The sequence below is a fragment of the Reyranella sp. genome, from assembly GCF_030651995.1.
Taxonomy (GTDB): domain Bacteria; phylum Pseudomonadota; class Alphaproteobacteria; order Reyranellales; family Reyranellaceae; genus Reyranella.
This window is the reverse complement of sequence record NZ_JAUSBN010000070.1, coordinates 19,775-44,361: the sequence shown is the minus strand read 5'-3', so window position 1 is coordinate 44,361 and position 24,587 is coordinate 19,775. Positions and strand designations below refer to the sequence as shown.

The window sequence follows — 24,587 nt, the reverse complement described above, 5'->3', positions numbered from 1 at the left end:
AGACACCGGACCTGTCCCTCGCTCCACTACAGGCTCAGGCCTTGGAGACCTACGGGCTCAGATCCGGCGACGGGCGGTTGTTGGAGCAGCCGCCCGTTCGCACATCATGGCACCAGCGCCGCACACAAGAGACCTTCTCTCCTCCAAAAGCCGACATTCAGTAGAGAGGAGATCTCTCCACTCCGCACCTTCGGTGCTTCGGTTCGGGCGGGGTAACCCCCGCCCTGAGATGACCGGCTCTGCTTTCTGGGCTCGGGGGTCTCTCGACTACTTCCCGAACCTGTCCGCGACCGTGCGGTAGATCGCGCGGGCGACCTGCGCTTCGCCGCCCTCGGGACGACCCGGACGGCTGCTGTTGTTCCAGGCCATCATGTCGAAATGGGCCCATGGCACATCGTCGGGCACGAATTCCTTGAGGTAGAGCGCGGCGGTGATCGAGCCGCCGAAGGCGCCGGCCGAGACGTTGTTGATGTCGGCCACCTTGCTGTCGAGCATGCGGCGATAAGGCGGGAAGAGCGGCATCCGCCACATTGGATCCGTCACCGCCTCGCCCGCCGCGATCAGCGCGTTCGCCAGCATGTCGTCGTTGCAGAACAGCGCCGGCAGGTCCGGTCCCAGCGCCACGCGGGCGGCACCGGTGAGCGTCGCGCAATCGATCATCATCGCCGGCTTCTCGGACGCGCCCTCGTGCAGCGCATCGCACAGGATCAGGCGGCCTTCGGCATCGGTGTTGCCGATCTCGACAGTGATGCCCTTGCGCGTCGTGATCACGTCCATCGGGCGGAAGGCATTGCCCGACACGGAATTCTCGACCGCCGGCACCAGTACGCGCAGCCGCACCGGCAGGCCGGTCGCCATGATCATCGACGCGACCGCGAGCACCGTCGCCGCGCCGCCCATGTCCTTCTTCATCATCAGCATGCCCGCGGCGGGCTTGAGGTCGAGGCCGCCGGTATCGAAGCACACGCCCTTGCCGACCAGCGTCACCTTGGGGTGGCTTGCCTTGCCCCAGGTCAGGTCGATCAGGCGCGGCGCGCGGGCCGAGGCGCGGCCGACCGCATGGATCGTCGGATAGTTCTGCTTCAGGAGATCGTCACCCACGAGCACCTTCACCCTGGCCTTGTGCGTCTTGGCGAGGCCTTGCGCCGCGGCGGCCAGTTCGGCCGGGCCCATGTCGGAGGACGGCGTGGTGATCAGGTCGCGCGCCATCGAGATCGCCTCGATCGTGGCCGTCGCGCGCTTTTTGTCGGCATCGGCGGGCCACACGAAGCGCGGTCCCGCCTTGCTCTTGGTGGCGCGGTAGCGCTCGAACTTCCAGGTGCCGAGCCCGATCGCCACGGCGACGTCGGTCATCGAAACCGGTGCGGTCTCGCCCTCCAGGTGCCACGTCGCGACCGGCAGTTTCGACGCCAGCGCACCGAAATCCCACAGGGTCGGCGCATTCGGAATCACAAGCACTGCACCTGAAGCCTTGCCGTCATCTCCCGGCAACACGACGACATCGCCGGGCGATCCCGGGATGCCCAGCGATTCGATCCAGGCACGCCGCGTCACGGACTGCGCCTTCAGCCAGGCACCCCACTGCAATTGACCCACAAACTGCAGGGGCAAGGAAGAAGAAGAACGGTCGACGAACGGCAGCGACATGGCCATGCTCACATTATTCATGAAGAACGGTTAACATTGCCGGCCAAACTCGATGGCTGGCAAGGAGGGCGTGCATGGCCGAATTCACCGTCGTGATCGGCAACAAGAACTACTCGTCGTGGTCGATGCGCGGCTGGCTGATGGCCAGGATCGCCGGCATCGAGTTCGACGAGATCGTCGTGCCACTCGACAGGCCCGAGACGCAGGCGGCGATCCGCAAGCACTCGCCGTCGGGACGCGTGCCGGTGTTGCTGCATCGTGGCCTCGCGGTATGGGACTCGCTCGCCATCGCCGAGTACCTGAACGACCTCAAGCCCGAGGCCGGCCTGTGGCCGCCTTCGGCCGCCGCGCGGGCCCATGCCCGTTCGATCTCGGCCGAAATGCACTCGAGCTTTGTCGACCTGCGCGACAACATGCCGATGAACATCCGCGCCTCCTATTCCGGCAAGGGCATGACGCCCGGCGTGCGCGCCGACATCGAGCGCATCACCTTCCTGTGGCGCGATTGCCGCAAGCGCTTTGCCGGCGCGTTTCAGAAGGACGAGGGGTTCCTGTTCGGCACCTTCGGCGCGGCCGATGCGATGTTCGCGCCCGTGGCGACCCGCTTCAAGAGCTACAACGTCACGCTCGACACTGACGCCGACGCCTATTGCAAGGCACTGCTCAGCCATCCCGCGATGAAGGAATGGATCGACGCCGCCGAGCACGAGCCCTGGTTGATCGACAAGTACGAGTTCAAGTAGCGGGCAGGCTCGGCGTCTTGTCCTGCCGTTCCTCGGGCGTCATGAACATACGCCAGCGGCGGGCGCCGACGCCGAGGCTGCGGCGGCTGGAATAGACAGCGAGCACCGGGGCCAGCAAGAGCCCCACAATCACCGGCAGAAGCCAGTAGAGGAACGACGGCACCCAGTAGCCGATCACCGCGACCGCGGCGACGCCCAGCAGGATCTGGCCGAGGTGACGCCCCAGCGCGAGATCCCACGACATGCCGCGATCGCCGCGTTCCTGCGGCGGCCAGCCGACGGCGCGACCGGCCAGGATGTTCAGGACGAACACCGAGTGGAACAGCATCATTACCGGCGCCAGCAGCATCGAGAACAGCGTCTCGAGCAAAACGCTGCCGATCAGCGCCAGCCGGCCGCCATAGGCGGGCGCCGGCGAGAACAGGCCGAGCACCATGGCGAGCAGCTTGGGGAGGAACAGCATCAGCGCCGTCACAAGCAACAGCCCGTGGACATGGCCGGTATTGTATTGCGGCCAGTTGGGAAACAGCGAGGGCAGGTTGCCGAAATAGACCGGGCCGACGATCTCGTGCTCCAGCACGATGGCGGCGCTCAGCAGCAGCGAACCCAGCCAGAGCGGCGAGGCGAGATAGCCCATGATGCCCATTGCGAAGTGGAGACGGCTCATCCAGTGCAGGCCGCGCGCGGGCACCAGCCGTGCATGCTGCAGGTTCCCCTGCATCCAGCGGCGGTCGCGCACCGCATAGTCGATCACGTTGGTCGGCAGCTCCTCGTAGCTGCCACCGAGGGTCGGCAGGTTCCAGACGAAGTAGCCGGCGCGACGGATGAAGGCCGCCTCGACGAAGTCGTGGCTCAGGATCTCTCCGCCGAACGGCGCGCGGCCCTTGAAGACGGGCAGGCGGCAGTGCTGCGAGAAGGCTGCGACACGGATTATGGCGTTGTGGCCATAGTAGTTGGCCTCGCCCATCTGCCAGAAGGCATGGCCCGTTGCCAGCATGCTGCCGTAGAGGCGCGATGAGAATTGCAGCACGCGGGCGAACAGCGTCTCGCGTCCGATGGCGACCGCATGGGTCTGGATGATGCCGGTGCGCGGGCTCGCCTCGATCAACGCCGCGAGCCGCACCATCGTGTCCCCCGACATCACGCTGTCGGCGTCGAACACGATCATGTGGTCGAAGCGGGCGCCATGGGTGTCGAGCCAGTCCACAATGTTGCCGGCCTTGCGCCCGACATTCCTCGTGCGGCGGCGCCAGTGCAGGCATTCCCCGATCCCCAGCTGCTGGCGCAGCGCCTCGATACCCACGGCTTCCTCCATCGCGATCGCGTCGTTCGTCGTGTCGCTCAGCACGAACAGTTCGAAGGCGTCGGACTGGCCGGTCGCCACCAGCGAACGCCACGTCGTGGTGAGGCGGGCGAAGACTTCGTCGGGCGCCTCGTTGTAGACGGGCACGAGGATCGCGGTGCGGCCGCGCAACGCCGGCACCTCGCCATCCCCGGCACCCCGCCGCCGCAGCGACAGAGGATGCAGGCCGAACAGCTTCAGCACGAAGCCGATCAGGCCAGCCCAGAACGAGAGGGTGATCCAGCCGAAGCCCAGGGCGAATACGGCGAGCAGCGCGATGACCAGCCCGTAGGGCACCTGCGGGCCGAGCGCCGTCGCCAGCAGATGGACGCCGCCGGCTGTGGTCCCAACGGCCAAGGCGAACAGCAGAAGCCGCCGCCAGGCGTGACGGCCGGCATGGCGGTCGAGGTTCCAGTGCGTGCGGTGTTCGGTGTCTTTCATCGGACGCGCCTCCGTGCGCGAACTTCGATCAGGGTCGAAGCTGGATGCTGAAGATCTCGCTCAATCGTTTGCCGTCCACGGTCAGGTAGGCGCGAATCTCGGCGGCGCGGCGGCTCTCGGGCTCGACGTCGATGAACAGGCGCCGGTTGGTCGAGTCGGGTGTTCGATCGATCTCGGCCCGCAGCAGCTTGCCGCCGCTGACCTCTACGTTGGACTCCACCAGCCGTTGCTCCGGCAGCTGGGCCAAAGTGTCGCCCTCGAACTCGACCACCAAGCGCCGCGCCTTGGTGTTGCCGTCGACCGGCGCCTGACGCGTCGCCACGACGCGCGGCTCCGGGAAGAAGGCCGCCTCGTCGCTCAAGGCCGAGAGGCGATAGCGATATTCCAGCGCCGCGCCTTTCTCGACCGGCCAGCGCGAGACCCAGAAGGTCACGATATTGTCGTGGTACTCCGACGGCGTCGGGATCTCGACGAGACGTACCTCGCCCTCTCCCCAGTCGCCTTTGGGCTCGACCCACAGGCTGGGACGGGTCTCATACTTCGCGACGCCGTCCTGGTATCGGTCGAAGCGGCGCTCGCGCTGCTGCAGGCCGAAGCCGCGCGGATTGTTGTCGACGAAGGACGAGACCTGCAGCGAGCCGGGATTGCGGAGCGGCCGCCAGATCCGCTCGCCTTCGCCGGTCAGGAGCGCCAACCCGTCGGAATCATGAACCTCGGGCCGGAAGTCGTCGCGCCAGGGACCGGACTTGCCGGACAGGAACATGCTGGTGAGCGGCGCGATGCCCAGCATCGAAACGCCGTGACGCATGAACAGACGCGCATCGACATCGACCGTGGTGCGCGCCCCCGGCGTTACGGTGAAGGCGTAGGCGCCGCTGGCCCCCGGTGATTCGAGCAGTGCGTAGATGATCATCGACGTGTCGCCCGGCGCCGGCTCGACCAGCCAGAATTCCCGAAACTCGGGGAACTCCTCCGACCGCGGCTGGGCGGTATCGATCGCCAGCCCGCGCGCCGAGGCGCCGTAGGCCTGCCCTTCGCCGATCGGCCGGAAGTAGCTGGCGCCCAGGAACGAAGCGATCTCGTCGAACTTCTGCCCGTTCAGCGGATTGGTGATCTTGAAACCCGCGAAGCCGACCTTCGCCGGTGGTTTGGCGGTGCCGAAATCGAACATCTCCGGCGAGGGCGAGAGGGCCGTCGCTGCACTGGCAGTTGCTGAAGGGCCGTTGCGACCGATCACGTATATCTTGACGGACGTCTGATAGAGGAAGCCGGTCGGAAAGAACTCGACGTGGAACCTCCCGCTGTCGCGCCACAGGATAGATTCCGGCCGGAAGCCAATGCCGCGATAGGCGTCGTAGCCCAGCTTGGCCGTATCCGGGACCGGCGCTTCCTTTGTGTAGGCTTGCGTCGCCGAGTGCCGCGCCCGATCGATCAGCTTGTCGAAGAATTCGCTTGCCTGAGCCGTCGAGAGGCTGGTTCCCAGGAACACGACGAGCAACGCAACCAAACGGACCACGGCAATCCCTCATGCGACGGTGCAACGACGAGCCGAACGCAGCAAGGATCGATGCGGTTGCCCGCCGCAACGTGAACACGCCCGCGCAGTGCACTCCCGTTCCGTTCGCCACGGTACATGATCGTCCTGTCCTCGATACTCGGGGAACGATGTTGGGGAAGCGCACGTTGGCAAACCGCGATCACCACGGCGTTCCGCCGGGACGAAATCGTCGAGGGAGAACCACACGATGCCCGATACCAGCCAGGACACCACCCCAAAGCCCGACGACTCCAGGAACACGAAGCCGGATCTCGGCGCAGCGGCTTCCGAAATCAAGACGGCGCTCTCCGGCAAGGCCGAGGAACTGGCCGGCCGATCTGCCGAGAGCGGCGCCGCCGCCGTCGCGGCTCTGGGCAAGACCGCCGCCACGCTCGCCGGATCCCTGGAGGATCAGTCGCCGGCCGTTGCCGAGTACGTGCGCTCGACCGGCCAGCGCATCGACCGTCTGGCCGACGACCTGCGCGACAAGTCGGCCGGCGAGTTGCTGACGATCGCCACCGACTTCGGCAAGCGCCAGCCGCTCGCCCTGCTGGCCGGCTCGGCCATCGTAGGCTTCGCGCTCGCCCGCATCGTCAAGGCGGGCATGGGAGCCTCGACCGAGACGGCCGGACCGCGTGCAAACGAGCCGAATGTCGGCCGCATCGACGTCTAGGAGGCGTGCATGAACACTACAGAAAGGCCGGGCGTCGTCGCCCTGGTTACCGATGCGCTCGGTCGTAGCGCCGACCTCATCCAGACCGAAATCCGCCTCGCCCGGGTCGAACTGGGGGAAAAGGCCGACGCGCTGAAGACCAGCGTCGTCAGCGGTCTCGTCATGATGCTGATTGGGACCGTATTCATCATCGGCGCCGTCATCCTCGTGCTTCAGGCGCTGGTGGCCGCCCTCATTGAGAGCGGGGTCAGCCCCACCATCGCGATCCTGATCGTTGCCGGCGGCTCCGCCGTTGGCGGCATCATCGTGCTGCTGGCCGGCACGAAGACGATCGGTGCCGTCGACCCGACCCCGACCCGAACCATCACGTCCCTTCAGAACGACGCCCGCATGGCGAAGGAGAGCCTGACATGAGAGAGAGCGCCCAACTCCAGCGCGAGGCCGAGGCTCAGCGCGCCGGCCTGTCCAACACGCTCGGCCAGCTGCGCGACGGCATGACCAGTTCGGCGCTCTCCGCCGAGCTGGTCGGTGTCCTGCGTGACAGCAGCCTGACCCTGGTGAAGAGCCTGGCCGATTCAGCGCGCAGCAATCCCGGCGCCGCACTGCTGATAGGCGCCGGCCTCACCATGATGCTGACGAAGACGACCGGCGCCGACGTGATGTCGTCGGCCTCCAGCGCGATCCGCACGGCGAGCTCGGCTGGCGCCGACGCCGCGGTCGCAGCGGCAAGCGGAGTCAAGAGCGCCGCGGGTACCGCTGCCGATACGGCGAAGTCGCTGGCAGGTCAGGCGGGCCACAAGGTCTCGGACATAGCCGGCAAGGTGACCGACAAGGTGACGGGACTCGCGACCGACACCGCGAACTCGGTAAAGAAGACCGCCGCCGCGACGGCCGACTCGCTGCACGGCACCGCGGACGATCTGCGCGAGCGGGCTGGCGACCAGGTCGATCAGGCGAGGCGACTGGTCCATGACGGCCAGGACGCCGCGCACCATCTCGAGGAGGATGCGTCACGTCTGGCCACGGATACCAGGCAGGCCGTGTCGAAGCTCCTGGAAGAGCAACCCATCCTGGTTGCCGCGATCGGCACCGCGTTGGGCGCGATCTTCGGCGCGGCGCTGCCGGTCTCCCAGGCCGAGCGGAAGGTCCTGGGCAAGGTGGGCGCCGAGGCGATCGACAAGGGGCGCGACGTCATCGAAACCGCCAAGGACACGGTCACCGAGCAGCTCGCCGATGCGCATCTCGGCGACAAGGTCGGCGACATGGCCGGCAAGGTGGTCGACACGATGGTGCCGACTTCGCCCCCACGGTCTGCCTAGGCTCGAACAGCCTCGCCTCAACGAAGGCCGCCCCCTGCGAAGGGGGCGGCTTTGTCATATCCAGGAGGATCGGGGTTCGAACCCCCGACGGGGACGCTCGTCAGGAATTGGGCTTGGGCAGCGTCATGGGGCTGATCCGAAGGATCTTGTAGCCCACCTGCTCCAGTTTGACGGCCTCCGCCTGGGCTTCCACCAGGCTCGAATAGCCGATGCCGATTTCAGACTGGGTGCGCGGGTCCACCGTCCACACCATGTGCTTGCCGAATGCTTCGTTGCTCATCGCTCCTTGTACAGGTCTTCCGGCGCGGAGTCCGAACCTTCTCGCTTTCGTTCAATGCGCCACCAGAAGCGGCACGGGGCATGAAGCGATCACCTTGGACGTGGCGCCGCCGAGCCCCAGGAAATTCGACAGCCCGCGGTGACCGTAGGCCCCCATGACGAGCAGGCCGGCGCCCTTCTCCCGGGTGTAATCCAGCAAGGCCCGGCCGCGGGCGCGGCCCGACACGTCCCCCGGATCCATCGTCTCGACCATGGCCACGATGCCGTGACGCCCGAGCATGCGTACGAGAAACGGCGTGCCGACGGTGTCGGGCGCCGCGCCGGCCACGAGGATCGTCACCTTCTCGGCCCTTGCGAGAAACGGCAGGGCGTAGCCGACGGCACGGGCGGCCTGTGCACTGCCGTTCCAGGCGACGACGACCGATGACATGGGCCGGGGGCCGAGGTGCGGCGGCGCGATCAGCACGGGCCGTGCGCACTCGTGGAGCGCGGCCTGGACAGTCTCGGGCGCGATGTTTTCAGGATCGGCGCCCGGCCGGCCGAGCAGCAGCAGGCTCGATTCGCGCCCCATGGCGACGAGGCGCGCGCGCGTCAGTCCCGAGCCGCTGAACGTGGCGCCCGGAAGCGAGGCGATCAGCTCGCGATAGGCGCGCTCGGACTCGCGGGCGCGGCCTTCGACGCGCGTGTCGGAGTCGGACTTGAGAAAAGGCATCGACTGGAGCGCGATGTCGGCGTCGCCCCGGCGCACCTCCGAGAAGTGGACCGCGTCGACGGTCGCATCGAACAGGGCGGCGATCCGGGCAGCCAGGCGGAACGACATGGCCGCGTCGGGCCCACCCTCGGAAACCGCCAGAATGGTTTTGTACATGCTCCGTCTCCCCCCGCCGTCGTTGACGGGGGAATTAGCACGAACCGGCCGTCAGCGAGCACACCGAAGACCGCCGCGTTCGACCGCACCACGCTCGAAATCCTCGACCCGCGCCGGGGCGATCGTGCGATTCGGCAGCGCGGTCTTGCAATGTGCCGCCTGACTGTTCGCGCAGGTACCAGCCCATGGGTCTGGTCGTCGGGAAGGCCCGCGCCGGAACGACGAGCAGAAGCAACAATGCCGCGATAGCCGTCCTCCAGGACGGAGGACGGCGCGCCGGTTCGATGTCCGGTTGGGCCGGCCTTAGCCGTCCACCTTGGCGCCGCTCGCCTTGACGATCGGCGCCCACACGGCGATCTCGCTCACGATGCGGTCCTGCAGCCCCTTGGGCGGCATCGGCCAGGGATCGCTGCCGAGGGCCGCGAACTTCGCCTTCACGTCGGAATCCTCGAGCGCCTTGGTGCCGACGGCGGCCAACTTGTCGATGATCGGCTTCGGCACGCCAGCCGGCCCGCCGAAGCCCATCCAGACCTCGACCACATAGTTCGGCACGAATTCGATGATCGCCGGCACGTCGGGCGCCGCCTTGTTGCGCGTCCGGCTGGTGACGCCGAGCGCCCGCAGCTTGCCCGCCTGCACATGCGGCCAGCAGCTCGGCATGTTGTCGAACATGATGTTCACGTTGCCGGCGATGAGATCCTGAATCGCCCCGGCGCTGCCCTTGTAGGGAACGTGCAGCATGTCGGTGCCGGTGAGCTGCTTGAACATCTCGCCCGCGAGGTGGATCGTGGTCCCTGAGCCGGACGAGGCCATGTTGTACTTCCCGGGATTGGCCTTCAGCAGGGCGATCAGCTCCGGCACGGTCTTCGCGGGAACGCTGGGATGGACCACCAGCATGTTCGGCCACACCGACATGCCGGCCATCGGCGAGAAATCCTTCACCGGATCGTAGGGCAGCTTGGCATAGAGCGCCGGCGCCATGCAGAACATCGAGACGGTGATCAGGCCGATCGTGTAACCGTCAGGGGCTGCCTTGGCGATGGCATCGGTGCCGATCGTACCACCGCCACCGGCGCGATTGTCGATCAGCACCTGCTGGCCCAGAAGCTCCGACATCTTGGCCGTGACGATGCGCGAGATGTTGTCGGTTGCGCCGCCCGGAGTCCACGGCACGACGAACTTGATGGTCTTGTTGGGAAACGCGTCCTGCGCGCGGACGAGGCCCGGCGCGGCGAGGGTGGCGGCAGCGCCGGCCAACAGGGCGCGGCGGCTGGTCTTGAACTCGAACATTGATCCTCCGGATGACATTTCTTGTTTGTGGCGCGGACGCTAACAGCCTGTCCGGGGGGCGTCACGCGAACCGGCATCACCGGCTCGCGCTGCGGCCCGCGACGTCGCTCAGCGGGCCATCACGTTGGAAATCGGGACCACGAAGACTTCGACCGGCTCGCCTCGGCTCGCATAGACGGGGACGAAAAATCGTGCCCTCCGCCGCCAAAAGGCGGCCGGATAAGCGGTGGCTAATGCTCCGGACACGACTCGACTCTCCCAATAGTTGTGCCAAAGTTGGCAGCTCGCGCGTTGGGAAGCCAAGAACGCAAAAGAAAAAGGGGGAGATTCACAAATGCCGTACCGTTATGTCCCTTTGCTCCGCGCTAGAGCTGACCTGCCCCCGGGTTTTCGGACCAACGATTAGTTGAGAGACTGGCCTCCGAGAGGAGGCAGGGGATGAAGAAGTCGAAGTTCACGGAAGAGCAGATCGTGGGGATCTTGCGGGAGACGGATCGGGATCCGGTAGCGACGGTGGCCAAGCGCCACGGCGTAAGCGATCAGGCGATCTACACGTGGAAGAAGCGGTTCGGGTCGTTCCAGCCGGACGATGTGCGGCGCCTGAAGCAGCTCGAGCAGGAGAACGCACGGCTGAAGAAGCTGGTGGCGGAACGCGACCTGGAGATCGAGGTGATGAAGGAGATCGCTGCAAAAAAATGGTAGGCGTGCCGGCCCGTCGCGAGCAGGTGGCGTATGCAGGGCGCCGCGGCCTGTCGCAACGACGGTCTTGCACGCTGCTGGGCGTGGCCCGTTCGGCTCTGGGTTACCGGTCGACGAAGGCCGAGAAGGATGCGCCTGTGCTGGCGCGCATGGCGACACTGAGCGCGCAGTACCCGCGCTTCGGCTATCGGCGGATCCGCATCTTCCTCGATCGCGAGGGTCATGCCATGAGCTGGGGCCGGGCCTGGCGGCTGTGGCGGCGGGCCCGGCTGCAGGTGCCCCGCAAGCGCCCGCGCAAGCGGATCGCGACCGGGCGGCCCCGTCCGCAGGCGCCCACTGGCGCCAATCAGGTGTGGTCCTACGACTTCGTCTTCGACTGGTGCGCCAACGGGCAACACCTCAAGTGCCTGACCGTCACCGACGAGTGGACCAGGGAGGGCCTGGCGATCGAGGTCGATGGTCGCATCCGCTCAGGCCGCGTGATCGAGGTGCTGTCGCGGCTGGTCAGCGAACGCGGCGCGCCGCTCTACCTGCGCTCCGACAACGGCCCGGAGTTCGTCTCGCGGGCGCTGCTGAAGTGGATCGTCGATCAGGGTATCCAGACCGCCCTGATCGATCCCGGTAAGCCGTGGCAGAACGGAATGCTGGAGAGCTTCAATGGCAAGTTCCGTGACGAATGCCTCGGCATGGAGTGGTTTCTGTCACGTGCACAGGCCAAGGTCGTCATCGAAGCCTGGCGCAAACACTTCAACGAAGTTCGCCCGCATTCGAGCCTCGACTATTTGACGCCGGCCGAGTTCGCCGCAAAGCTTCAACACACCAACGCAGCTCCCGCTTCCGCAACGGGCCGGGGCGCTGCGCGATGCGGGGGCTTCGCGCCCCGGCCCGTTGCAACACCGTCCTTGAAGGGACAATCGAACGACCAGGAGACGCCGGTTCTTCCAACTTAACCGTGGTCCGAAGAATCAGGGCAGGTCAGAGCCGGTGAAGCTATTGCTCTTTCGCAACTCACGCCCACTGAGAAGGATCGCATCTTCCCGATCCTCCATTTGCCAACAACGACTTCAGCAAGGGTGCTGACCCGGATCAGTCAAGCGTGGGCTGGGCGTCCACTCGGGCTAGATGGGCTGTTCAACTTCAATTCTATTGGTTCAACAGCGGGAACAGTAGCGGCAATAGCCGCACCTCTCCGCCTGCCCCTCGAGCCAATCGACGCGCCTCAATCCACGCAGCAGACTGCGTTGAATGAGTTGACGTAGGATTTGCAGATCCGCTTCGCTTTACTACCCCGCCATCACGGCCATGGCTTGAGACGTACAGTGTTTTATTGTTCATTGTGGCCCTCCTTGAGTGATTGAATCTTGCTAGCGATCTTCTTTCAAGGAACAACCAGAGATAAATGTCGATTTCCTACCAAAGCGGCAACTTGATCACAGCCCTTTCTCCGGCCTGTCTCAATGATGAGAGCGGGGATCGCACCGGCGGTTAGGCCTCCCGAATTGCATTCTTGGTTGGTTATGCCGCCCTAAGCCTATGGAAAGACTCAAGCTTTCCCATTCAGCCCTACCACGAAGACCTCGACCGGCTCGCCGCGACCGGGAACCTGGACCGCGCCGACGGGACGAAAGTGCCTGCTGTCGGCCGCGCCGAAGCCGCCCGAGTTGACGGCGGCGGCCAGCGTCTCGGCGCTGGCGACGATGACCGCATCGTGTGCCCGCGCGAGATGCTCCAGCCGGCTCGCCACGTTCACCGTGTCGCCGACGGCGCTGTATTCGAGACGGTTGGGACTGCCGATGGCGCCCATCAGCACGGGCCCGACATGCACGCCGACGGCGATGCGCACCACCGGCAGGCCGCGTGTCCGACGGCCGCGGTTCCAGGCCTCGACCGACCGCACCATGCCGAGGGCACAGCGCAGCGCGCGGGTCTCGTCGTCGGGCTGGGCGTCCGGTGTGCCGAAGGTCGCCATGACGCCGTCGCCGATGAATTTGTCGAGCGTGCCGCCGTGGGCGAAGATGCATTCGGCCATGCGCTGATGGAAGACGCGCAGGAAATTGATGGTCTGCTGCGGCGGTTGCCCTTCCATCAGGCGCGTGAAGCCCACGACATCGACGAACAGCACGGTGGCCTTGCTCTCGCGGCCGGCCTCGAAATCGTTCTCGGCGCCGGCCAGGCGATCGACGAGGTTGGGCGAGAAGTAGCGCGCGAGATTGTTGCGTTCGCCCTCCGCCGAGAGGGTACGGCCGAGATGGGCGCGGGCCCGCCACACCGCGATCGCGATGAAGCCGGTGCACAGCGTCATGAAGATGAGCTGCTGGATCAGGAAGGCCTCGGGCGTCACGAAGCCGGGACCGATCAGCCGCGCGAAGATGCCCCGTGCCATCGGCCAGAGGTCGGCCGTGCCCGCGAGATCGATGCCGTAGGCGCGGGCCTGGTCGAGCGCGGTCCAGATGAAGCTACCGATCAGCGCCACCAGCGAGGCCGCGCCGGTCAGGATCACGGTGCGCACCGAATAGCTGAGCGCGCTCGCGGTGAGATAGATGACCAGGTAGAGGAACAGCGAGCGGCGGCCGAACACCTGTTCGAGCCACAGGCCATTGTCCGGCGCGCCGGGAATCGGCACGAGCGTGCCGATCGTGATGACCGTCACGTCGAGCACGGTGACGGCGAGCTGCACCGCCCGCGCGTGGGGCGAGCCGCGCAGCGCATAGACGATCCAGGCCGACGCCATCATCGTCACGCAGGCGCCGACGCCGATGCCGACACGCGCCGGTCCGGCGGCGAACAGCAGCCAGACCGCGACGATGCCGAGCGCGATCAGCCGGAAGCGGAACGCGAAGGCGAGGCCGTTATGCTCTTCTTCCTGGAGCCGGAGCCGCAGGCGCGAGACGGCGCCATCCTGGGTGAGGGCTGATGACATGTTCCTGCGTTTTCCGAACGGGCTGAACGGCTTACGCGCTCAGCGTGTGCGCGTGAACGGAGTTTCGTTCAAAGAAGCGTGAATGACGGTGTGAGAAATTCTCGTCTCAAGCCATCGAAATGATCGTTGGCTTTGCCCTCGTGCGACCACAAAGATTGCCGCCGAAGGAGACGCCATGCTGGTTTACAGGACTCCCGCCGAGATCATCGGCCACGACGGACTGCGCATCGTGCTGGTGCGCGGCGTGCCGAGCCCGTGGAGCCAGGCCGCCAAGACGATCCTCGAGATCAAGCGACTGGACTATGTCGCCGCCCCGCTCGATGTCGGCGCCGCCAATGAAGAGATCGTGACCTGGTCGGGCCAGAACAGCGGACCCGTCGTCGCCTGGCGCGACGGCCCGCCGCTCAACCGCTGGCTCGACATCCTGCTGCTGGCCGAGCGCCTCGCACCGACACCCGCCCTTCTCCCCGCCGATCCGCTGCAGCGCGCGCTGGCCATCGGACTCGGCCACGAGATCCTGGGCGAAGGCGGCATCGCCTGGAACCGCCGCCTGCAGATGTTCGCGATGGCCGTGAAGGCCGGTGTAGGCGCGCGCATGGCGCCGCTGATCGACAAATACGGCTTCGACGCCGACGACTCGGCGGCGGCGGGTGCGCGCATCGGCGCCACCCTGCGCGGGCTCTCGACACAGCTCCGCGCGCAACAGGCACGCGGCGTGCCCTACTTCGTGGGCGAAGGGTTGAGCTGCGTCGACATCTACTGGACGTCGATCATGAACATGATTGTGCCGCTGCCCGCCGCGCAGTGTCCTATCCGGGAGGCTTCACGCCCGGCCTTCACTGCCACCGACCCGCAGATCGTGGCGGCGCTCGACCCGATCCTGGTCGAACACCGCGATCGCATCTTCAAGGCGCACTTCCGCGACCCGATGGAGTTCTGAGCGGATTCACCACGTCGAAAGCACACGCTACTCCAGCCAGCGCAGGCAGCCTGTCGCTTCGAGTACGGGATCGAGCCGCCGGCGCACGTCGGCCGGCAACGCCGCCAGCTTCTTGCGCAACGCGTCGTAGCACTTGGCCTGGTAGCGGAAGGGCGCCTGGCTCCATGGCCGGCCGAGAATGTCGAGATCGACAGAGGGCGCGCCGCTTTCGAGCGCCGCGCGATTGGCGGCGAGGAACGGCAGATAGGTTTCGCCGCAGTGCTTGAGCAACGCGGTCACGCCTTCCGGCAACGGCGCGTCAGCCGCCAGCCATTCGCCCTCGACGCCCGACGCATCGTCGAGACGCAGCAGCCAGCAATAGACGTCGGGCGCCCGCGCCCGCATCTCCATCATCGGCGTCGGATCGACTGACAGGATCTGCAGCTGGCCGAACAGGCCGAACTCTGCCAGAGACGGCCGCGAGCCGAACAGGTACTCCATCCGGCGCACGTGGCGATCGAGCGTGTCGAGGATGAAGCGGTAGCTGTCCTCGATGATCGGACGGTTGCCCTCGGTGCAGCCGACCATCGCCATGCGGCCCACCTGACGGTCGTTGAAGGCCTTCATCGCCTCGCGCCGCTCGGCCTCCGGCATCTGCGGATTGCGCGAGGTGATCACCCAATCCTGGGCGAACGCGCGGTCGGGCGCATAGAACCAGCGATAGTGGAACATCATCTTGGTGACCCACTCGTCGCCGAAATCCTCCAGCAGGTCGCTGAGATAGGCGTGCGCCGGATCATCTGGAATGATCGAGCGCTGGCCGGGATGGGCGCGTTCCAGCGCATGAGCGAGCGGCGTCGAATCGTTCATCACCGTGCCGTCGGGGAACGTCAGCGCCGGGATCACGGGCGGCAGGCCCGCCGCGACCGCGACGTCGCGCGGCCAGCCCACGGCCTTCCAGATAAAGGGCAGCCGGCGATAGCGCAGGATCGCGCGCATCTTCACCGAATAGGGCGACGGGCCGAAGCCGTGAAGGATGTAGGGGGTCGTGCTCATGTCACCACTCATTTTACCACTGGCCGAAGAAGATGCCGTGCTGGCGATGCTTGGCCGTACGCGCCGCGACATAGGCGTCGTCGACCGTGACGCGGTTCTTGCGCGCCTTCGCCCAGGCGTTCAGCCGCTCCTCCATCTCACGGAAGATCGGCGCATAGGTCAGGTCGGCGCCGAGATCGCGCCGCTCCTTCGGGTCGTTGACGAGATCGAACAGCATCGGCCGGTAGCCCTGCCACCAGACGTATTTCCAGCGGTCGGTGCGGACCATGATGGCGCGGCATTCGTCGGGCTTGCGGCCGAGGATCGTACGCGCCTCGCGGAAGGAATAGTCGAGTTCGGAGAACACCGCGTCGCGCCACGTGTCGAGATGGATCCTGCGCAGCAGCGGCAGCAGCGAACGCCCCTCCAGCAGATGATCCTGCGGCGGCAGGCCCAAGGTCTCGAGGATGGTCGGCACGACGTCGATCGCCTCGACGAAGCGTTCGTCGACCGTGCCGCGCGTCAGGTCGGCCTCGGGATCGGGATCGACCACGATGAAGGGCACGCGCTGCGCCTCCTCGTAGAACATTTCCTTTTCGCCCAGCCAGTGGTCGCCCAGGAAGTCGCCATGGTCGGCGGTGAAGATGATCAGCGTGTCGTCGAGCCGGCCGGCCCGTTCCATGTGCGCGAACAGGCGGCCCAGCCAGTCGTCGAGCTGGCGGATCAGGCCCATATAGGCCGGCCGCACAATGCCCGGCGCCTCGGGCCGGCTGAAGGAAACCGATTCCTCCATCTCGCGATAGGCGGCCAGCACGGGATGCTCGTTCGCCCTCTCCTGCTCGTCGCGATTGAGCGGCAGAATATCCGCGGCGCCGTACATGTTGTGATAGGGCGCCGGCGCCATGTAGGGCCAGTGCGGCTTCACGTAGCTGAGATGCAGGCACCACGGCTTCTCGCCCATCTCGTCGATGAAGCGCATCGCCTCGCGCGTCATGTAGGCGGTCTCGGAATGCTCCTCCTTCACGCGCGCCGGCAGGTGGACGTTGCGCATGTGCCAGCCCGAGGCCTTCTCGCCGCCGGGCCCGTCGGCGGCGATCACGAAGTCGTTCCACGGATCGTCGGAAACGTAACCGTTACGCCGCAGATAGTCGGCATAGCCGCTCTCCGCGCCGGGCGGCGAGTGGCCGTCGTAGCGATCCAGCTCCTCGAAGCGGCCGGCGCGCATCAGCGCTTCCAGGGCCGAACCGCCCTCGATGCCGAACCGCTCAAATGCTTCGAGATCGGGCAGCACATGGGTCTTGCCGGCCAGCGCCACGCGGATCCCGGCGGCCGACAGGAACTCGCCGAGCGTCTTCTCGCGCAGGGAGAGCGGCACGCGGTTCCAGGTGGCGCCGTGGCTCGACACGTAGCGGCCGGTGTAGAAGCTCATGCGGCTGGGGCCGCAGACACCGGACTGCACATAAGCGCGCGGGAAGCGCACGCCGCGCGCCGCCAGCGCATCGATCGCCGGCGTCTTCAGATGCGGATGGCCGGCGCAGGACAGATGGTCCGCGCGCAGCTGGTCGCACATGATGAACAGAACGTTTTTGACCTTGCCCACGGTTTCCTCACTCGACGGCTTCTGCGTGCCCTGTCTAACTAAGCCGCATGACACAGCCGCCGTCCATCCGCGACATCATCGATTTCTGGTTCCTGCCGCTTGGCCACCCCGATCACGGCAAGCCGCGAGACATCTGGTGGAAGAGCACGCCGGAATTCGACGCCGAGACCATCGGACGATTCGGTCCCGCGATCGAGCGGGCCATCGCGGGCGAACTCGACGCCTGGAAGGATTCGCCCGAGGGCGCGCTGGCGCTCATCCTGCTCTGCGACCAGTTCACCCGGAACTGCTTCCGCAAGACGGCGCGCGCCTTTGCGGGCGATGCCCGGGCCATCGAAATCGCGCGTTACGCGCTGGCGCGCTTCTATCCGTCGGTCTTTCCCGTCGACATGCGGCTGTTCTTCTACATGCCGTTCGGCCACAGCGAGCATCTCGCCGACCAGCAGCTCGCCTGCGCCCTGTTCGAGACGATCGGCGGCGAGAACAACATCAAGTCGGCCCTGGACCATCGCGACGTCGTCGCCCGCTTCGGCCGCTTCCCCCATCGCAACGAGGTGCTGGGCCGCAGCACGACGGCGGAGGAGCTCGAGTACCTGAAGAACGCCAACAGATACGGGCAGTAAGAGAGCTCCCTCCGCTACGCGCTGCGCGCTCCGGTCGGGACGACGGAGACGAAGACGCGATATTATTTCCCGTCGTCCCGAGCGGAGCGAAGCGAAGTCGAGGGACCTTTTATGCGGCAGCCCGTGGTCTACATACTGGCGAGTGCCACCGGGCGCGCGCTGTACATTGGCGTCACGACCAACCTGCCAAGACGTCTCGAAGAGCATCGACTCGGCCGCGTGATCCATACTGCCAAGTACAAGATCGACCGGCTCATTTTCGTCGAGCCGCATGAAACAGCGCCTGATGCCATCGCGCGCGAGAAGCAGTTGAAGAACTGGAATCGCGGCAAGAAGGTCGCATTGATCAACCGTTCCAATCCGGACTGGCGGGACCTGTCGGGCGAAATCGACGGCTAAAAGAGGTCCCTCTACTCCGCGCTGCGCGCTCCGGTCGGGACGACGGGTACTTTTGTCGTCCCGAGCGTAGCGAAGCGAAGTCGAGGGACCTTTTATCCGCCCAGAATCTCGCGATAGACGTCCGCCGTAACCGCATCGAAGCAGCAGAAGATCACGTGCTCGGGCATGCCGATCAGGCGGACCTCGCGGACGGCGATCTCGGCGGCGGCTTCCTTCGGATAGCCGTAGATGCCGGTCGATATGGCGGGAAAGGCCATGCTTCGCAAACCTTCCACGACGGCGAGCGCCAGCGCGTTGCGGTAGCAGCGGGCCAGCAGTTCAGGCTCGCCCTGCGTGCCGCCGCGCCAGACCGGACCGACCGTATGGATGACGCGGCGCGCCTTGAGGCGGTAGCCGGCGGTAATTCTTGCTTCACCGGTGGGGCAGCCGCCCAGCATGCGGCACTCGGCCAACAGCTCAGGCCCGGCGGCGCGATGGATGGCGCCGTCGACGCCACCGCCGCCTAGCAGGCTCTCCTTCGCGGCGTTCACGATGGCATCGACGTCGAGGCGCGTGATGTCGCCCTCGACGATCTCGATGCGGCTCACTTTTTTTACCAGTAGCGAACGGGACCCGTGTCGATGTGCACGAAGCCAGAGCGGGGGTAGAAGCCGACGCCGCCCATGTTGAGCGAGCGCGCGGCCTGGCGGATGCGGAAAACCGGGACACCCGGGAAGCGGATGTCCATGGCGTTGCCGTTGATGTGCTGGCTGTCGCGCGCCACGCCGCGGCTGACACTGGCCAGCCAGGCATTGCTCTCGGGCGAGCGGAAGGCCGACAGGACCTCGACCTGGCCGCCGTATCCGGAGATGCGGGCGGTGTGCCACAGCACGTCGAACAGCAGCGGATCCATCTCGGTCGTGCCGCTGTCGCGGCTATCGCGCAGGAACTGGTTCAGCTGGTCGAGCGCACTGCGGTGATAGGCGCCGTTCGACCAGTAGGTGACGGTCAGCTCTTCCTTGGTGTTGAAATTCACCAGGCTGAGGCTGCGAGGGCTGGACAGGTCGAGATCGGGCGTCGGAACCGGCGCGGCCAGGGCGGCGGCGGCTGGCGCGAACCCGCCGTAACGGGCCGCGCGCATCTTCTGCTGCTGCGTGGTGGGCGGTGTCTTCTTTTGCTGGGCGGCGGCCTTCTGCACGTTCGCCGACTTCGTGGGTGCAGCAGTCTTCTTCTTCGTGGTAGCAGTCTTGGTAGTCGCGGTCGCGGCGGTCTTGACCTTGGGAGCGGTCGAAGCCCCTGTATTGGTCTGGGCGAAGCCCGTGCCGGCAAATGCCAACAGTGTCGCCAGGCTCAGTACAAAACTACGCATCCGTGCCCCGGTGTTGTTGCATTTTTGTCACAGACACCCTTATCAGAGACCCATTCTCGACTCAAAGTTAAATTCCTGTTCCCGGCCGACGGCGAGGCCGACAACCGCACCCACCATGCAGATAGCTGGTCCGCTCAGGAAGGCCCGCTGGACCTGCCGATCGATGGTGGCCAGGGTCCCGACGATGCGACGCTCCCGGTCAGTCGTGCCGTTTTCGATCAGGGCGATGGGTGTGGAGGCGGGCAGACCGTGGGCAATGAGTTGCGCCGCGATCTGGGGCAGCGCACCCGTCCCCATGTAGATGACGACGGTCTGCCGCGGCCGCGAGAGCATCTTCCAGTCGAGATCGACGGTGCCGTTCTTCAGGTGGCCGGTGACCAGGACGCAGGCCTGGGCGTGATCGCGATGGGTGAGCGGAATGCCCGCGCTGGAGGCACATCCCAGGGCGGCCGTCACGCCGGGCACGACCTCGACCGTCACGCCCGCCTTGACCAGCGCTTCGACCTCTTCGCCGCCGCTGCCGAACACGAAGGGGTCGCCCCCCTTCAACCGCACGACGCTCTTGCCCGCCCGGGCCAGCGCGACCAGCCGGTCATTGATCTCTTCCTGCGGGGCGCAATGGTTCGTCCGCCGCTTGCCGACATAGACCCGCTCGGCGTCTCGACGCGCCATCGACAGGATCTCGTCCGAAACCAGCCGGTCGTAGACCAGGACGTCGGCCCGCTGCAGCAGGCGGTGCGCCTTGAGGGTGAGGAGATCGGGATCGCCCGGTCCGGCGCCGACGAGATGCACCATGCCAACCGACGGCGCCTCGCTGCGGAAACCGTCCAGCAGCCGGATCAGTTCGCGGCGCGCCCCGATCTCGTCGCCGGCCAGGGCGAGCTCGCCGACCCGGCCTTCGAAGACGCGATCCCAGAAGCGGCGCCGCGCACGCGGCACGACGAGGGTACGGCGAACCTGTTCGCGAAAGACGTCGGCGAAGCGCGCCAGCCGACCCAGGGCCGCCGGCAGGCTGCGTTCGATCTCGGCGCGGATGCGGGCTGCCAGAACCGGCGCAGTCCCTCCCGTCGACACGGCGATCGTGATCGGCGAACGATCGATGATCGCGGGCATGATGAAGCTCGACAGTGCGGGCCGGTCGACGACATTGACCGGGACGCAGCGCCTCTGGGCGGCGGCGGACACGCGCGCCTGCAGGGATTCGTCGTCGCTCCCCACGATGACCAGCGATATGCCCTCGAGGTCGTTGTCGTCGAAGGAGCGACCGGCCCAGGACACATGTCCCTCGGCGATGAACTGTGCGACCTCGCCGCCGACCGTCTCGGCGATGAGCGACACCTGGGCGCCGGCCTTCAGCAGCAGCTCCGCCTTGCGCGCGGCCGCGTCTCCGCCGCCGACGACCAGCGCACGGCGGCCCTGCAACGACAGGAAGAGCGGGAACGTCTGCATCACGCGACCTTCACGAGGCGCGCGGCCCGCAACAGCGCACGGATCTCGGAACGGCAGGAACCGCAGTTCGTGCCGGCCTGCGTGGTCGCGCCGATCGCGGCCAGCGAGGTCGCTCCATCGGCGATGGCCGCCTCGACGGCGCCACAGGACACGCCGAAGCAGGCGCAGAGTTCACCGCCGCGATGCATGTCCGTTCCGCCGTGCAGCAACTCGTCGCGCTGCTCCGTCGTCAGACGATCCAGCGCCATGAACGGTGCGAAGCGGTCGCGCGCGTCGGCCTGGTATGTTGACCCCAGCGTCATCACCGCCTCGACCCGGCCATCGCTGACGACCGCGCCCACGCCCTTCTCGCCAACAAGCCAGGGGCCGGGGTTGGCCGTACGCACCGCGGCAGACAGCGCCTGTTGTGCAACTGCGAACGGCTGGTCGCCTGCAACGAGATAGGCGTGATAGCCGGCGCCTCTGATCCGCGCCCAGTAGGAAATCTCCGGCAGCATCACCGCGCGCCGAGCGAGAATCGTGCCATGCCAGCGCATATCAAGACGGCGAATTTCGACGGGCGTGTGTTTCAGTTCCGGTTGGCCCGAGACGGGATCGACCGCGGGATTCACTGCAGCGTTGATGCGCCCCGCGCGACTCACCTGCGCGGTCCAGTGCATGGGCGCAAAGACCTCGCCGAAGCGTAACGAGTCGGTCACATGGACACGCAACGCGCCTCGGCCCCACGCGCTCGTCACCTCCGCGATGTCGCCATCGGTGAGACCTCGCGCCGAAGCATCGTGCGGATGCACCTCGATCGTGGGCTCCGGGCGATGACCGGCAAGGCGCACCGACTTCCCGGTGCGCGTCATGGTGTGCCACTGGTCGCGCACCCGGCCGGTGTTGAGGATCAGTGGCCGTGACTCGTCCGGTGCATTGACCGGCGCGCGGACCTTCGTGGCGATGAACCGCGCACGACGGTCGGCATGGAAGAAACCGCCTTCGCCGAAGAAGCGCTGCTGCGGCCCGCCTCCCCACACGAACGGTTGCAAGGACTCGTAGGCCGCATCGTCGAGCATGGCACAGGCACCAATGTCGAAATCGCGGGTGCCTTCATTCTCGAAGGCCGAGAGAGCGGCATGCTCGCGGAAGATGTCGGCCACACCGCGCCACGCGAAGGCCTTGCCGTGACCGAGGCGCCGCGCGACCTCCGAGACGATCCACCAGTCCTGCTTCGCCTCGCCGGGCGGTGGCAGGAACGGCCGCTGCCGCGAGATGCCACGCTCGGAGTTCGTCACCGTGCCGTCCTTCTCCGCCCAGGTGAGGGCGGGCAGACGGATGCGGCAGGCATCGACCGTGTCGCTGGCACGGATTGCTTCGGAGACGATGGAGAGTTCGCACCCTTGCAACGCCTCGCGTACCGCATCGGCATCGGGAAGGCTGGCGACCGGATTGGTCGCCATGATCCACACCGCCTTGATGCGTCCCGCACGCACGGCCTCGAACAGCTCGACCGCCTTGAGGCCGGGCCGGGTCGCCATGCGCGCGGCCCGCCAGAAGCGCGCGACCCGGTCGATCTCGGCCGCACCGAAATCCATGTGGGCCGCCAGCGTATTGGAGAGCGCCCCGACCTCGCGGCCGCCCATCGCGTTGGGCTGGCCGGTGATCGAGAAGGGTCCCATGCCGGGCCGGCCAATGCGGCCGGTCAGCAGATGGCAATTGATCAGCGCATTGACCTTGTCGACGCCGGCGCTCGACTGGTTCACGCCCTGCGAATAGAGCGTCACGACTCTTTCGGTGCGGGCGAACCAGTCGATGAAGATCTCGATATCGGACCGCGGCAGGCCGCAGACGGCAGGATCCGTCGCGCGCGCGCTGGCGAGCGCGGCATCGAGACCTGACGTGTGGCGGTCGACGAAGTCACGATCGACGACACCACGGCCCGCGAGGCCGGCCAGCAGCAGGTTGAACAGCGCCACGTCGCTGCCGGGCTTCAGCGCCAGATGAAGATCGGCGATGTCGCAGGTCTCGGTGCGGCGCGGATCGACGACCACGACCTTCATCGACGGTCGTGCAAGCCGCGCCGCCTCGAGCCTCTGGAACAGCACCGGATGGCACCAGGCGAGGTTGCTACCGACCAGCACGACCAGGTCGGCCTGCTCGAAATCCTCGTAGAGGCCGGGCACCGTGTCGCTGCCGAAGGCGCGCTTGTGGCCGGCCACCGACGAGGCCATGCAGAGGCGCGAATTGGTGTCGATGTTGGCGGTGCCGAGGAAGCCTTTGATCAGCTTGTTGGCGGCGTAGTAGTCCTCGGTCAGCAGCTGGCCGGAGACATAGAAGGCGACGGCGTCGGGCCCGTGCCGCTCGATCGTCCGCCGGAAACCGTTCGCCACCGTGTCGAGCGCGACCTCCCAGGAGACACGCTGACCGTCGATCTCGGGATGCAGGAGGCGATCCTCGAGCGAGAGCGTCTCGCCCAGCGCCGCGCCCTTGGAGCACAGTCGCCCGCGATTCGCAGGATGGTCATGGTTGGCCGCGATGGCCGCGCCGCCCTTTCCGTCGGACGTCGCGACGATCCCGCATCCCACGCCGCAATAGGGGCACGTGGTGTGGACGGCGGCCGTCATGACGACAAACACGACCTCACCCTGAGGCGCACTCCACAGGAGTGCGTCTCGAAGGATGGGCACACGCACCACGTCCTGTGCCCATCCTTCGAGATGCCGTGCTGCGCACGGCTCCTCAGGATGAGGTCGGGTGGGTCAATTGGGGACAGAGCGCCCTCAATACACATCGCGCTGATAGCAGCCCGCCTTGGCGAGGCCGTCCAGCCACGCTTTCGCCTCTGTGGCGCTCGTGGCCCCCGGTCCCATCGCAATGTCCATCAAAGCCATCTCGACATCCCTGGCCATGCGCTTGGCGTCGCCGCAGACATAGAAGTGTGCGCCCTGTTCGAACCAGGCCCAGAGCTCCGCCGCATTCTCGCGCATGCGAGTCTGCACGTAAATCTTCTCCGCCTGGTCGCGCGAGAAGGCGAGGTAGCAGGAGCCGATGCCGGTGCGCGTGCGCTCGTTGTTGTTCCAGCGCACGGCCGACACGGTGAGATGGACTTGGCCGGGATGCGCCTTGGGCGACGAGGCGATCGAATAGAGCCGCGGCTGCAGCTTCAGGGCCTCTTCGCCCTCGAAGGCGCGACTCGCCAGGAACAGCATGCACTCGTCGCTCGGACGGACGATGTCGACCTTGCTGAGCAGCGCCTGACGCAGCGGCAGCGCCTCGTGATCGATGCCGACCATTTCCTCGCCGGTGGCGCCCCCAGCCGGTCGGGCACCGCTTGCACGAGCTGCGGGCTCTTGCGGGCGAAGACGCCGAGACTGTCCCCGGCTTCGTAGGTGATGTCGCTCGCCGAGAGATCGAGGACGACGTGCCGGACGTCCTTCTCCGAACCGGGACGGCGCAACTTCCGTGCCACCGATG

The 24,587-nt window shown here is 66.6% G+C and carries 22 protein-coding genes and 2 pseudogenes; 8 read left to right on the top strand and 16 right to left on the bottom strand.

What is annotated here, in order from left to right:
* Window positions 1-267: 267 nt before the first annotated feature.
* Window positions 268-1,647, bottom strand: a complete 1,380-nt coding sequence (locus Q7V45_RS21890; protein ID WP_304856057.1) for a M17 family metallopeptidase — start codon at window positions 1,645-1,647, stop codon at window positions 268-270.
* Between the two features lie 74 nt (window positions 1,648-1,721).
* Between Q7V45_RS21890 and Q7V45_RS21885 the strand changes: the two genes are divergently transcribed.
* Entirely contained in the window at window positions 1,722-2,390 is a 669-nt protein-coding gene (locus Q7V45_RS21885) for a glutathione S-transferase family protein (RefSeq protein ID WP_304856054.1), read from the top strand.
* Here the strand turns inward: Q7V45_RS21885 and mdoH are convergent.
* Together mdoH and Q7V45_RS21875 are read right to left on the bottom strand one after the other, a co-directional pair.
* Window positions 2,383-4,173 carry a glucans biosynthesis glucosyltransferase MdoH gene (gene mdoH / locus Q7V45_RS21880; RefSeq protein WP_304856052.1) on the bottom strand — a complete coding sequence of 597 codons (1,791 nt, stop codon included), beginning with the start codon at window positions 4,171-4,173 and terminating at the stop codon, window positions 2,383-2,385. The two genes, Q7V45_RS21885 and mdoH, sit on opposite strands and share 8 nt — an antisense overlap.
* A 28-nt stretch (window positions 4,174-4,201) precedes the next feature.
* Window positions 4,202-5,689 (bottom strand): glucan biosynthesis protein, encoded by a 1,488-nt coding sequence (locus Q7V45_RS21875; RefSeq protein WP_304856050.1) that lies wholly within the window; start codon window positions 5,687-5,689, stop codon window positions 4,202-4,204.
* Between the two features lie 229 nt (window positions 5,690-5,918).
* On the opposite strand from Q7V45_RS21875, the gene Q7V45_RS21870 reads away from it, so the two are divergent.
* The 3 genes from Q7V45_RS21870 to Q7V45_RS21860 are packed head-to-tail and all read left to right on the top strand — an operon-like array spanning window position 5,919 to window position 7,702.
* The gene (locus tag Q7V45_RS21870; RefSeq protein WP_304856049.1) at window positions 5,919-6,383 is read left to right on the top strand and encodes a hypothetical protein; all 465 of its coding nucleotides are present in this window, start codon (window positions 5,919-5,921) and stop codon (window positions 6,381-6,383) included.
* Window positions 6,384-6,392: 9 nt separating this feature from the next.
* On the top strand, window positions 6,393-6,797 hold the full coding sequence (locus Q7V45_RS21865; protein ID WP_304856048.1) for a phage holin family protein: 405 nt from the start codon (window positions 6,393-6,395) through the stop codon (window positions 6,795-6,797).
* Window positions 6,794-7,702: a hypothetical protein gene (locus Q7V45_RS21860; RefSeq protein WP_304856046.1), complete on the top strand. Its 909-nt coding sequence runs from the start codon at window positions 6,794-6,796 to the stop codon at window positions 7,700-7,702. The genes Q7V45_RS21865 and Q7V45_RS21860 overlap by 4 nt, the downstream gene beginning before the upstream one ends.
* 100 nt (window positions 7,703-7,802) lie before the next feature.
* Here the strand turns inward: Q7V45_RS21860 and Q7V45_RS21855 are convergent, their stop codons facing one another.
* The 3 genes from Q7V45_RS21855 to Q7V45_RS21845 form a co-directional block, all read right to left on the bottom strand.
* Window positions 7,803-7,982: a hypothetical protein gene (locus tag Q7V45_RS21855; protein WP_304856045.1), complete on the bottom strand. Its 180-nt coding sequence runs from the start codon at window positions 7,980-7,982 to the stop codon at window positions 7,803-7,805.
* A gap of 51 nt (window positions 7,983-8,033) precedes the next feature.
* On the bottom strand, window positions 8,034-8,849 hold the full coding sequence (locus Q7V45_RS21850) for a universal stress protein (RefSeq protein ID WP_304856044.1): 816 nt from the start codon (window positions 8,847-8,849) through the stop codon (window positions 8,034-8,036).
* Between the two features lie 303 nt (window positions 8,850-9,152).
* The gene (locus tag Q7V45_RS21845; RefSeq protein ID WP_304856043.1) at window positions 9,153-10,139 is read right to left on the bottom strand and encodes a tripartite tricarboxylate transporter substrate binding protein; all 987 of its coding nucleotides are present in this window, start codon (window positions 10,137-10,139) and stop codon (window positions 9,153-9,155) included.
* Window positions 10,140-10,577: 438 nt separating this feature from the next.
* Between Q7V45_RS21845 and Q7V45_RS21840 the strand changes: the two are divergent.
* Window positions 10,578-11,674: pseudogene (locus Q7V45_RS21840) on the top strand (IS3 family transposase); the annotation flags it as partial.
* Window positions 11,675-11,981: 307 nt separating this feature from the next.
* Here Q7V45_RS21840 and Q7V45_RS27085 read toward each other — a convergent pair.
* On the bottom strand, window positions 11,982-12,173 hold the full coding sequence (locus Q7V45_RS27085; protein WP_370692649.1) for a DUF2188 domain-containing protein: 192 nt from the start codon (window positions 12,171-12,173) through the stop codon (window positions 11,982-11,984).
* Window positions 12,174-12,381: 208 nt separating this feature from the next.
* On the bottom strand, window positions 12,382-13,758 hold the full coding sequence (locus tag Q7V45_RS21835; protein WP_304856041.1) for an adenylate/guanylate cyclase domain-containing protein: 1,377 nt from the start codon (window positions 13,756-13,758) through the stop codon (window positions 12,382-12,384).
* A gap of 175 nt (window positions 13,759-13,933) precedes the next feature.
* Between Q7V45_RS21835 and Q7V45_RS21830 the strand changes: the two genes are divergently transcribed.
* The gene (locus tag Q7V45_RS21830; protein ID WP_304856040.1) at window positions 13,934-14,698 is read left to right on the top strand and encodes a hypothetical protein; all 765 of its coding nucleotides are present in this window, start codon (window positions 13,934-13,936) and stop codon (window positions 14,696-14,698) included.
* Between the two features lie 27 nt (window positions 14,699-14,725).
* On the opposite strand, the gene Q7V45_RS21825 is transcribed toward Q7V45_RS21830, so the two are convergent.
* Entirely contained in the window at window positions 14,726-15,733 is a 1,008-nt protein-coding gene (locus Q7V45_RS21825) for a glutathione S-transferase N-terminal domain-containing protein (RefSeq protein ID WP_304856038.1), read from the bottom strand.
* Between the two features lie 13 nt (window positions 15,734-15,746).
* The gene (locus Q7V45_RS21820) at window positions 15,747-17,312 is read right to left on the bottom strand and encodes a sulfatase-like hydrolase/transferase (RefSeq protein ID WP_304856035.1); all 1,566 of its coding nucleotides are present in this window, start codon (window positions 17,310-17,312) and stop codon (window positions 15,747-15,749) included.
* Between the two features lie 47 nt (window positions 17,313-17,359).
* Between Q7V45_RS21820 and Q7V45_RS21815 the strand changes: the two genes are divergently transcribed.
* A complete protein-coding gene (locus tag Q7V45_RS21815; protein ID WP_304856032.1) occupies window positions 17,360-17,935 on the top strand; it encodes a DUF924 family protein in 576 nt (191 codons plus the stop codon).
* Window positions 17,936-18,058: 123 nt separating this feature from the next.
* The gene (locus Q7V45_RS21810; RefSeq protein WP_370692648.1) at window positions 18,059-18,334 is read left to right on the top strand and encodes a GIY-YIG nuclease family protein; all 276 of its coding nucleotides are present in this window, start codon (window positions 18,059-18,061) and stop codon (window positions 18,332-18,334) included.
* 92 nt (window positions 18,335-18,426) lie between these two features.
* On the opposite strand, the gene Q7V45_RS21805 is transcribed toward Q7V45_RS21810, so the two are convergent.
* The 6 genes and pseudogenes from Q7V45_RS21805 to Q7V45_RS27080 form a co-directional block, all read right to left on the bottom strand.
* Window positions 18,427-18,933, bottom strand: coding sequence for an O-acetyl-ADP-ribose deacetylase (locus tag Q7V45_RS21805; protein ID WP_304856063.1), 507 nt, complete (start codon window positions 18,931-18,933; stop codon window positions 18,427-18,429).
* Complete coding sequence (locus Q7V45_RS21800) at window positions 18,927-19,682, bottom strand: DUF882 domain-containing protein (protein ID WP_304856026.1); 756 nt, start codon at window positions 19,680-19,682, stop codon at window positions 18,927-18,929. Before Q7V45_RS21800 ends, Q7V45_RS21805 begins: the two co-directional genes overlap by 7 nt.
* A gap of 42 nt (window positions 19,683-19,724) precedes the next feature.
* On the bottom strand, window positions 19,725-21,131 hold the full coding sequence (cysG, locus tag Q7V45_RS21795) for a siroheme synthase CysG (protein ID WP_304856059.1): 1,407 nt from the start codon (window positions 21,129-21,131) through the stop codon (window positions 19,725-19,727).
* Entirely contained in the window at window positions 21,131-23,800 is a 2,670-nt protein-coding gene (locus Q7V45_RS21790; protein WP_370692647.1) for a molybdopterin-dependent oxidoreductase, read from the bottom strand. The genes cysG and Q7V45_RS21790 overlap by 1 nt, the downstream gene beginning before the upstream one ends.
* Window positions 23,801-23,893: 93 nt before the next feature.
* Window positions 23,894-24,406 (bottom strand): hypothetical protein, encoded by a 513-nt coding sequence (locus Q7V45_RS21785; RefSeq protein WP_370692646.1) that lies wholly within the window; start codon window positions 24,404-24,406, stop codon window positions 23,894-23,896.
* Between the two features lie 17 nt (window positions 24,407-24,423).
* Window positions 24,424-24,582: pseudogene (locus Q7V45_RS27080) on the bottom strand (hypothetical protein); the annotation flags it as partial.
* Between the last annotated feature and the right edge of the window lie 5 nt (window positions 24,583-24,587).